The following is a 10,201-nucleotide window of genomic DNA, read 5'->3' on the forward strand; positions in this document are numbered from 1 at the left end:
CTTTTTAATTTTTTCTTACAATTTAATATTGTTCGCCATATATAAATCTTTTTTGTAACTTTTATGTAACCTCAAGCATATTTTTAATGCATGAACGGTTCTTCCAATTATCTTCATCTTTTTTCTATTTAAAATACTTAATTTAATTAATTATTGCTTATTTCTTCTTTAATAGAAAAACCTTTATAATTTTACTAATAAATCATAAAATAAAGAGTTCACATCTTATTTAATAATTTTATGGGGTTGTTTTAATGGAATTCAATATTGTAAAGGAACTGAATGGGCAATTTGATCCTATTGTACTGATTAAAACAGATGAAAAGCCGGAGAATGCATTGATGCCTAAAGCAGGAAGAGGAGGCTGTGTAATGTCTTTGGTTGGACAGGCCATTGCAAAGAGGAAATAACCGCATTTGGCCGTGAAAACATCACTTGCGGAGGAGTGTCTGCAGGATTCGGTTGGGGAACCGGCTTTAAGACAGATAAGGATAGGGAGTTTCAGGCAACATTTTTATCTTTAGGTATTGAGTCTGCTAAGGATGAGGAATATTTCCTAGAGCGATTGAGCTATTTGCCGGAACCTACTCAAAAGATGTTTATGAAAGGTGAAAGGATCTTTTCAGATTTTGATACAGCATATGAAAACATTAAGAACAGGCCATTATATGATGAAGGGCACTATGTTGTCTTCAAGCCAATTGAGTTTCTTGAAGAGGATGAAGTTCCTGACTCAGTTGTTTTCACACTGAACACCATGGAATTGTCTGCAGTTCTTCAATTGAACGGTTCATTCAGGGCTGAAAGTGCCCATATCATGACCCCTCAAGCTTCCGCATGTCAAGCTATTGGTGCATTCACCTTTGAGCAAAAGGATAGTGAAAATCCTGTTCCTGTCTTAAGCCCACTTGACTTTGCAGCAAGGGCTCATATGAGGAGGCTGATTCCAGATGAATACATGAACCTGTCCATGCCTTGGAATCTGTTCTTAAGATTAGATGAATTAAGTAAAAATAGCGTTTTTCAAACCCATTTTTGGGAAGATTTCGGAAATAAATAATTAAAAAGTGAAAAATAATCAGTGAAAAAAATAATGAAAATAAATAAGTTTAACTTATTTATATTTCATATACTTTTGGAGGTTCTCCTGAAAAGTCGGCAATGGTTGCTTTGCCTTCTGAAATGGTAAATACTTCAAAGATTGGATTGTCTCCGCTTTCATATAATGCTTTCACTAAATCATTTGCATCAATGACTTTTTGCTTGATTTCCAAATCATCGACAAATTCAACTTTTCCTGCAATTCTAATCCATTGGAATTCAGGAGTTGCTGCAGTCATTTCAAAGTTAGGGTTTGCTTCCAATTCCTTGTACATTGGTTTTTGATTGCTTGTACAGAAATAAGGTTTGTTGTCTTCAGCAAAGTAGAAAAGGATAGGCCTTACTTTTGCATTTCCGTCAAGTCCGAGAGTTGCCAAGTATTGTTGTGGGTTTTCAGTCAAGAATTTGATTACTTCTTCCATTTTTTCATCTCCATAAATTATTTTAAATCTATATTTTTTCTTTATTTCAAACGTTTTGTGTTTAACGTTAATTATAGATTATTTTAGGATTAATATAAAGGTTTTGTAACCAAAAAGTAACAAAATTAGCTTTAATCACCTTTTAGTAACTTATATGTGCTTAGTTACTTTTTGGTAACTAAAATTTTATAAATATTATTAAATAAAATACTTTTATTAGAAGAGGTGATTTGATGGTTATATTGGATGGCAGCATTTGTCCAGTGGATCAGTCCTTGAAATTATTTAGCAAAAAATGGCACATTCAGATTATTAGGGATTTATTCTTTGGAAAAAAGAGATTTAAAGAGTTTAAAGAGGATAAGCCTGATTTAAGCAATAAAGTTTTAACAGACTGCTTAAAGGATTTGGAATCCAATGGCCTAATAGGAAAAAAGACTTTTGAAGACAATTCTAAAGTAACTGAATACTATTTGACAGATGAAGGAAAAAGAATGAATAGAATTATTTATGAATTAGCTATGTTCACTTTAGAAAAAGATGATTCCCCATCAGACAATAAACGTGATGAGATTATAAATTTATTCAAGACCACTTTAAATATTGATAATTAAAAATATTTATAGATAAGAATAAGTATTAGATTAAGTTTTAAAATAAGTTTTAAAAAAATTAATAGTTTTATAAAAAAAGAAAAAAAGAAAGTAAGTTAATTTAGCTTAATTGACTTACTTTAATCAATGATTCGATTGGGACTCCATCCACTTCTTCGAGTCCTGACTTATCGATCAATACAGTCACTACAACCGGATTTCCACCATGGTCCTTGACTACCTTGATTACATCCTTGATTGTGTCACCGCTGGTAGTTACGTCATCTACAATGACTATTTTTTTGCCTTCCACAGTACCGAAGTTGCTGCTTATAGCTCCTTCATCGCTGTTAGCTGCATTGGTTCTGTGTTTCTTAGGGTGGAAAATGGATATGCAAGTGGTTGTTCCAGTCAATTCCTCAATCACATCAGCCATCATGGTTGCAAATGGAATTCCGCTGGTTGCGATTCCCACTACAAGGTCGATGTCCCCATGCTTCAATGCAATGTCACTTAAGGCTGCTGAAACATATCTAAGTCTGGTTGCGCTTCCCCCTAAGCTGTTCCAGTTGATTGCAATGTCAACAGGAGCTTCTGCTGCAGGTGATTCCCTTTGTAAGGTCAACCATTGTGCTGTATCCATTGATACATTAAGCTCATCAGCTATTTCCCCAGTGGTAAATCCATGGTTTCTAAGTTCTTGAGCTCTGTTAATAAGTTCTTGGTTCATAATTTTTCCTCACTTATGATTATAAATTAATTTTATTTTTTTCTTTAATGATTGGATATCTTTGATTTAAATGCGGATTGATATTTTTATCTAAAGTTGATTGGACTGTGTTCCTTAGATGATTTGTTTGCTGCAAGAACCATCTTTAGGGCCTTAAGTCCGTCTTCACCGGTGATTTCCGGTTCCTCATCAGCTTCAATCTTGCATAGGAATGAGTTCAATTCTTCACTTAATGGCTCTACAGGTTTGATTTGAATGTCTTGTGCAAACTTACCATAGACTTCAATGCTTTGGTCGATGTAGTCGATGGTGATTATTCCATCGGTACCTGTAATTTCAATTTGTCTACGTTTGTAAGGAGTCAACCAGTTTACTTCCAAGATACCTGTAATGTCTTCATCAAAGCTTACCATGATTTCCGCATGGTCTTCAAAGTCTGATTGATCCAATATGCTGCTCATGGTAGCGTAGACCTGTTTGACCGGTGCTTCAATAAGGAAGTTCATTACATCCAAATCGTGAATTGCAAGGTCAATGGCCACTCCCACATCCTTAATTCTTGGGGGGAAAGGACCTACCCTTTTAGCTGAAATGGTTACCAAGTCACCGATCACTTCGTTTTCAATAAGCTCTTTAGCCTTTTGCACTGCAGGATTGAACCTTTCCACATGTCCGGTTGCAAGCTTTACGCCTGCTTCCTTTGCAGCATTGATCATCTCTTCCGCTTCTTCAGCAGTGAATGCGATTGGCTTTTCAACTAAAACATGCTTTCCATGTTTTATTGCTTCCATAACGACTTCGTGGTGGAAGGTTGTTGGCACACATACGCTTACAGCTTCAATTTCAGGGTCTTTCAATAAGTCTTCAATTTCAGAGTAGCCTTTTGTCTTGTATTTCTTTACAACTTTGTCTAAGGTTGGTTTTACTACATCCGCCACCGCTACGAGGTTGGCGTTTTCCAATTTCGAATATACACGTGCATGGTTATATCCCATTGCACCTACACCTATAACTCCAACATTTATAGTTCTCAAAGATATTCCTCCAATTAATCAGATATATTTTTGTGGTTTATGACTTATAAATATTATTAAAATTTTATATTTTTTTATATAATTTTTTCTTAATAATTATATTATTAGCTCTTAAATTGGATTAAATTTAAAATAAGGGATAATTAGTGACTAATGTTCTTAAAATACTGTAAAAAATAGGATAAATTAATTTTTAAGAATTTTTAAACTGTTTTTAAATTTTGATAAATTTTTGATTTCATGAAAATTCAAGTTTTTTCATGAAATGCATTTATCAGTTAAAAAAAATTTTAAAAAAGCAAATATTTTCAAAGAAGAAATCAGCTATTTTAGCTATTCTTAAAGGAATTCAAGCATGTTATGGCCGATTTTCCTTCCCATATCTTCAGCTTCCCTAATGCTTCCGCTGATTTTATCCTTATATAGGATCTCCCCATTCTTATCAAGCAATATGGAATTAAGCTCCAGCTGATTGTTCTTTATTCCAGCTATTGCTCCAATAGGCCATTGGCAGCCAACTCCTATCTCTTCAAGTATGGTCTTTTCAGCCAAGACCTCCTGGAATGAGAAATAGTGGTTCAATTTGGCGATTGTTTCCTTGAATTCACTGTCTTTTCTTGTAATTACTGCCAAAGCCCCTTGGCCTGCCGCAGGCATTATGTAATCTGTTGGAAATTTGGTTTTTATGTATTTCTGCAGGCCTAATCTGTTCAAGCCGGCCTCTGCCATGATTGTCGCATCCACTTCTCCATCCATGACCTTCTTGATTCTTGTTTCCACATTTCCTCTGATTGGCTTCAGTTCGAAGTCCTTGTCATGGAGCTTGCAGAATGCTTCCCTTCTTAAGCTGCTTGTTCCAAGTGTTGAGCCTTCCTCAAGCTCGCTCCAGCTGTAGTTTGAAATGAGCACTTCATTTGGACTTTCCCTTGGAGGAACTGCAACAATCTCAAGATCTTCGTTCAATTCGGTTGGCACATCCTTTAGGCTGTGCACTGCAAAGTCCACTTCCTCTTCAAGAAGTGCATTGTCAAGTTCCCTTGTAAAAAGTCCTTTGGAATCCATATTATATAACTGGGAGTTTGTTATCTTGTCTCCCTTGGTCTTTATAATATTCTTTTCCACTTCTTCTCCAGTGATATTGTATAGACAGCTTCTGATGTAGTCTGTCTGTACAAGTGCAAGTTTGCTTCCTCTAGTTCCAACAATCATTTAATTCGCCTTGGCTTTTTATTGAAAAATTTGTGAATTTATAAAAATGAATTTAATGGATTAAATCATTTCCTTTAATCTTTAACATATTAATTTTGTTAATTATTCTTAATAAAATTATTTAAATTTTTAATATTTTTATTCTTTCTCTTATTTTAATTATTATTTTAACGTTTTGACACTTGTGAATAATTTGATCTGTAAATGAATAGAATGTTCTTTTTATCTTTTTTTGCAATTTTTTGAGCTTCTTCATAATCTTCAAAAAACTCTATTTCATACTTATTCTCATTATTCTCTTCATTCAATGAATTTATCTTATCATACAGGCTCTTTCCCACTTCATCAGTTAAGATCAGATTAGTGTTTGGATTTTCAATCAGATATTCATCTAAGAATTGGGACAGTTTATCTTCATCTATCTCTTCACATGTGATTCCATACTTTCCACCAATGATGATATAATAATCGTCAATGTCCTTGATCATGTTTATTGAGCTTTCAATGGCTTTTGTATTGATGCCAGGATTGATTTCCTCAATGATTATCAAGTCATTTTCAGAATCGATTTGTTTCACATTTGTTCGCCCATCGATTCCTTTAAAGTTTGATAAAGCATTCTGAATTGTTTCTCCATCGATGCCTAATGCTAGAGCAGTTGTGAGAGATACTAAAACGTTTAGCACATGATGAGGTCCAGGAGCAAAGCAATGCACTATCAATTTACCATTTATTAATTTTTTATCAATTTTCTTCAAGTCATGATAAACAATTTTGATAGTGGTCTTGTCAATGTCATAATCAATTGATTCACAGTAGACATTTGCATCATGGTCATTTAGTGAAAAGCTATTGATTTTATCTTCATATCCTACCTTTTCCTCTTCATAAAATTCATTCAATGTTTCATGTTCAATGACTACCAATGGGGATTTAAATACTTGCCTTTTGGCTTCTCTTGCATCTGACTGTCCTTTTGCAATGGAATAGTTTTCAACCAGATTGGTCAGAATTCCAATGTCTCCCAAGTCACAGATTCCCAATGAATTTTCAAATATGGCAACATCGTAATTCAAGTCCTTATATGGATTATCATTAAACTCTTCTTGAATGTCACTCTCTTCAATTCTTTCCTCCAAATCCAAATTCTTATCGCAAATCGGAAATGTGCTGCATTTTGGATGTGCTATCTTCTTAGCTAGTTGAATGGTGCTTATGATATTTGCAGGAGTTATGCTGATGTTCTTCTGCAAGATAAGCTTCTGCTCGTTATCATCGCTTTTTCTAAATAGATAGGCACCTAGACTTGATAATAGCAATGTGTTCCTATTGTTTTGTGAGAATATTTCTTTCAAGAGGAATGCTGTGCTTGTCTTTCCTTTTACACCAGTTATTTCAATGGTTTTTATGTTCTGCTTTTCTGTTTCCTCTTTCCAGTCTGATAAAACGAGTTCTGTAGCTTCATGATGGTTGATAATGTCATATTGATTTAGAATAACTTGATTATTTGAATCAATAGAATCGGCTATTTCAATCAATAATTCATTCATATTTAATGAAGAGTGAATAGGATTGATAATCAAGTCTTTTTCATCATCTTTCTTTTCAATCTTATCTATTGAATTTAATCTGAGCTGATTTCTAAATGAATCCAAGTCTTTTATTACATTAACGTTATAAGTGTCTAAAAGACTTTCATCCTCTTCCTTCAATGTATTGTACAAGTCATATGCAAATACATTTTCATAGTTTTCTGATTTGGCAAGTTCAGAGGATATCTTGACTCCCCCATGTGTCAAATCAACTAAAAAGACATTCATTGCTTTCACTCTTGATAATAATTGAATTGTTAAAAAATAGAATTGCTGTTTATAAATAAAAATGATAATTAGAAAACATTTAAGAGTAATTATAATACTCTGTTAATGCTGTCTAATCCTCCTTCGTTAAGCTTATCCTTAACTTTCTTATAGAAGTATTTCTTATTGATTCTCATGAAGTAAACATCTTTCTCTGATTTCTTGATTACGAGCTCTTCCATATAGTTCACTTCTTTCTGGATTTGCCCATCCATTACGAAAATTGCCTTCTTACCTCTTTTAAGGAGTTTGATTCGGATTTCACTTCCATCAGATACTACAAATGGCCTGACTCCCAATTTGTATGGACAGATAGGAACTATGATGAATGCCCCTACTTTAGGGTCTACAATAGGCCCTCCTGCAGACATTGAATAGGCGGTTGAACCACTTGGTGTGGAAATGATCAATCCGTCCGCCCTCAATTCCTCTACAACCTCTCCATCAACTGAGATTTCGTAATGGAGCATCTTAGCAGGCCTTGCAGTCATGATTACAACTTCATTCAATGCACGGAAGGTTTGGTTCTCATGGGAGATGATGATTTGTGTTCTTTTCTCTTTGGACCATTCTCCTTCCAGGATTGCATCAAGGGCTTCAAAGGTGTTTTCCACTTCGATTTCTGTAAGGAATCCTACAGTACCCATATTGATTCCGAAGATTGGAATCTCTTTGGTCAATTGGTTTTGAGTCCTGAGAAGGGTTCCGTCTCCTCCAAGAATGATTGCCATGTCTGTTCTAAGTTCGTTAAGCTCCTTTGCATAGTCCCGGAAGTTGTAATTGAAGTTCAGGCTTTCGATATGCTTTGCAATCTCTGGAGTTTCGTTAACTGTCTTTGCAATGATTTTGTGAAGTTCAGGGTCTTCTTTTATTTCCTCTAGCTTTTCTGCAAGAGAAGATTCTATGACTGTTTCCATATTCCTCTGAAGCAATGTTTCAAAGATCTTAAGTGAGAACAATACTGACTTATATTCGTCAACTCTACTTACTATTGCAACGCTTTGAATCTTTTCCAGTTCGTCATTGTTTATGATCTTGATGATTTGATTGTGCAAGTCTGGATTTCCTGCACTTACAACAACTGCCTTTTCATAGATGCTTAGTCTGCTGTTTAGCTTTTCACCGTATTTGTCGGTTACGATTGCTCCGGCTTCCTCTACGATAAGCTTTGAAGCGGCTATGTCGATGATTCTACTTCCTCTCAAATCAAGGAATGCATCATATTTTCCGCTTGCGACATAGGCAAGCTCCAATACTACAGAACCTAATACTCTCATCCTTCTTGCAGTATCCACCAATTTGGAAACTGAAAGGGTCTTGCTTTTGGTGAATCCTCCAAGGCTTATTTTTGTCAGATCTGTTTCACTGCTTGGAGTCATTGGCTCTCCATTTCTTTTAGCGCCGTTTCCTTTGATTGCTTCGTAGAAGTTTCCGTTTGCATAATTCTTTACAAAACCAAGCTGAACGTCATCCAATGTTGCTTCCCTTCCTTCAGGCACATTGGCAACAGCAATTGACATTCCGTATGCAGGAATGTTCTTTATTGCATTGCTTGTTCCATCAAGGGGATCAATCAGGAATATGAATCTAGGCTTTTCCTGCTCCTCTCTTTCCTTTTTGCTTTTTGGCTCGTTGTTAAGGAGCTCTTCACTTAGGCTGATTGATTCCTGCTTTCCTTTTCCAAGCTTAAGCTCTCCTATTTCTTCGCTGATTAGATAAGACTCAAATTCAGCATCCTTAAGGAGCTTGATTACTTCCTCTTCTGCAATGATGTCGATATAGGATGTAGGAGTTCCATCTGCACCTATCTTAACGAATTCTCCTGCCTTAGGGTTTCCGACTTGCCCTTCAAGGAGCTTCTCCACATTTTCAAAAACAGTGGTGGCTATGTTCTTACAAATATCTATGTCCTCTTGATTCATCTTCCCACTCCTTAATCATCATTTTTTATTTTTTCCATTTTTCAAAATTTAAATTAGCATTATTCTAAAATGTCATCAGTAATGTAAATGACTGCAGCTATTGCAGATCCGATTTCCTTTACGGTATGATGTGCCTCTTCCACAATCAATTCCCTTATTTTCACATTACGCTTGTTCATCATGTATTTTACCATTTCAATTGCTTCGTTCTTTACATCTTCTGGATTCTGATTGATTCCGTTTGTCTCAACAACACATCCCAGTTCCTCGCCGATAGCCACTGCAATGCAGGCAGTCAACTCATCACCCTTCTTATTTGAAGTTAAGCTTGACAATACACAGTTTACCATTGATCCCGCTTTCAATTTAGGCAATTTTTCAACTTTGGTGTTGGCTTCCAGCATGCTTGAAACCTTTATCAAGTTCACATCACCGATTTCCGCTTCATATAAGGCGTTGTCAAAAGCATTCAATTCTGTCGGACCTTCACTGTTTCCTGATACAATAGCTATTCTCATTTTACCACTTTGATTTTAAAGATTTTATTTAATAAATTTATACTGATTTAATATTTGTTTTTTATAATATATTAATATTTTAAATATCCATAATGAAATTATTTTTCAGTATTTTTTTAATACGAAAGTTTATATATAATTTTAAATTAATATATTATTAATCTATATTTTATTAGGTTAATCATATTTAATTTCAATTAAATATAAAAAATTATTAGTTTTTAACTAAATTTTTAATTTATAGATATTGTTAATTTAAGAAATAAATTGCAATTAAATTTATTTTTAATTATTATTGAGAGGTTATTTTAATGTCAACCAAAGTTGTAGAACTTAAAACCGTAAAAGTCGGAAAATATATTGTATTAGATGGAGAAGCTTCTAAAGTTACTAGCTTAACCACTTCATCTCCAGGTAAACATGGAGCTGCAAAAGCAAGATTAGAAGCTGTTGGTATTTTTGATGGTCAAAAAAGAAGTTTAGTAAAACCTGTAGACACTAAAGTTGAAGTACCTATTCTTGACAAAAGGATCGGTCAAATCTTAGCTGTTATGGGTGACCAAGTTCAAATCATGGACTTAGAAACTTTCGAAACCTTTGAATTACCTATACCTGCTGAATTCGATGATGAAATCAGAGGTGCTGTAGGTACTGACTTAGGTGTAGAATATATCATTGCTTTAGGCAATATGAAAATCATGAGAACTAAAAAAGTATAATTCTTTAGTTCTTTTACACTTTTCGAGGATTTTTTTAAAATCCTACTTCAATCTTTTTTCAAATCAAATCAAATCTAAAATCAAATCAACTTTT

General features: G+C 34.4%; 11 protein-coding genes. 4 read left to right on the forward strand and 7 right to left on the reverse strand.

Translation table 11 applies throughout. The annotated features are described in order from the left end of the window. Positions 1-254: 254 nt before the first annotated feature. Entirely contained in the window at positions 255-410 is a 156-nt protein-coding gene (locus IJE13_RS05195) for a hypothetical protein (RefSeq protein ID WP_292777902.1), read from the forward strand. Further along, positions 407-1,060 (forward strand): DUF169 domain-containing protein, encoded by a 654-nt coding sequence (locus IJE13_RS05200; RefSeq protein WP_292777937.1) that lies wholly within the window; start codon positions 407-409, stop codon positions 1,058-1,060. Before IJE13_RS05195 ends, IJE13_RS05200 begins: the two co-directional genes overlap by 4 nt. A gap of 58 nt (positions 1,061-1,118) precedes the next feature. On the opposite strand, the gene IJE13_RS05205 is transcribed toward IJE13_RS05200, so the two are convergent. Continuing rightward, complete coding sequence (locus IJE13_RS05205; protein WP_292777907.1) at positions 1,119-1,523, reverse strand: pyridoxamine 5'-phosphate oxidase family protein; 405 nt, start codon at positions 1,521-1,523, stop codon at positions 1,119-1,121. A 233-nt stretch (positions 1,524-1,756) separates the two neighbouring features. Here IJE13_RS05205 and IJE13_RS05210 point away from each other — a divergent pair, with 233 nt between their 5' ends. Continuing rightward, entirely contained in the window at positions 1,757-2,137 is a 381-nt protein-coding gene (locus IJE13_RS05210) for a helix-turn-helix domain-containing protein (protein WP_292777912.1), read from the forward strand. Between the two features lie 100 nt (positions 2,138-2,237). On the opposite strand, the gene IJE13_RS05215 is transcribed toward IJE13_RS05210, so the two are convergent. The 6 genes from IJE13_RS05215 to IJE13_RS05240 form a co-directional block, all read right to left on the reverse strand. Continuing rightward, positions 2,238-2,846, reverse strand: a complete 609-nt coding sequence (locus IJE13_RS05215) for an orotate phosphoribosyltransferase-like protein (protein ID WP_292777916.1) — start codon at positions 2,844-2,846, stop codon at positions 2,238-2,240. 86 nt (positions 2,847-2,932) lie between these two features. Beyond that, positions 2,933-3,880, reverse strand: coding sequence for a Gfo/Idh/MocA family oxidoreductase (locus tag IJE13_RS05220; protein WP_292777921.1), 948 nt, complete (start codon positions 3,878-3,880; stop codon positions 2,933-2,935). Positions 3,881-4,219: 339 nt separating this feature from the next. After that, on the reverse strand, positions 4,220-5,089 hold the full coding sequence (gene hemC, locus IJE13_RS05225) for a hydroxymethylbilane synthase (protein WP_292777925.1): 870 nt from the start codon (positions 5,087-5,089) through the stop codon (positions 4,220-4,222). A gap of 167 nt (positions 5,090-5,256) precedes the next feature. After that, on the reverse strand, positions 5,257-6,909 hold the full coding sequence (gene cfbE / locus IJE13_RS05230) for a coenzyme F430 synthase (RefSeq protein WP_292777927.1): 1,653 nt from the start codon (positions 6,907-6,909) through the stop codon (positions 5,257-5,259). A gap of 89 nt (positions 6,910-6,998) precedes the next feature. Next, complete coding sequence (locus IJE13_RS05235; protein WP_292777929.1) at positions 6,999-8,870, reverse strand: bifunctional NADP phosphatase/NAD kinase; 1,872 nt, start codon at positions 8,868-8,870, stop codon at positions 6,999-7,001. A 59-nt stretch (positions 8,871-8,929) separates the two neighbouring features. Beyond that, positions 8,930-9,388, reverse strand: coding sequence for an arginine decarboxylase, pyruvoyl-dependent (locus tag IJE13_RS05240; protein WP_292777931.1), 459 nt, complete (start codon positions 9,386-9,388; stop codon positions 8,930-8,932). A gap of 311 nt (positions 9,389-9,699) precedes the next feature. Between IJE13_RS05240 and IJE13_RS05245 the strand changes: the two genes are divergently transcribed. Continuing rightward, entirely contained in the window at positions 9,700-10,107 is a 408-nt protein-coding gene (locus IJE13_RS05245) for a translation initiation factor IF-5A (protein ID WP_292777933.1), read from the forward strand. Positions 10,108-10,201: the final 94 nt, after the last annotated feature.

Origin of the sequence: Methanobrevibacter sp. (assembly GCF_017410345.1) — an archaeon.
Taxonomy (GTDB): Archaea; Methanobacteriota; Methanobacteria; order Methanobacteriales; family Methanobacteriaceae; genus Methanobrevibacter.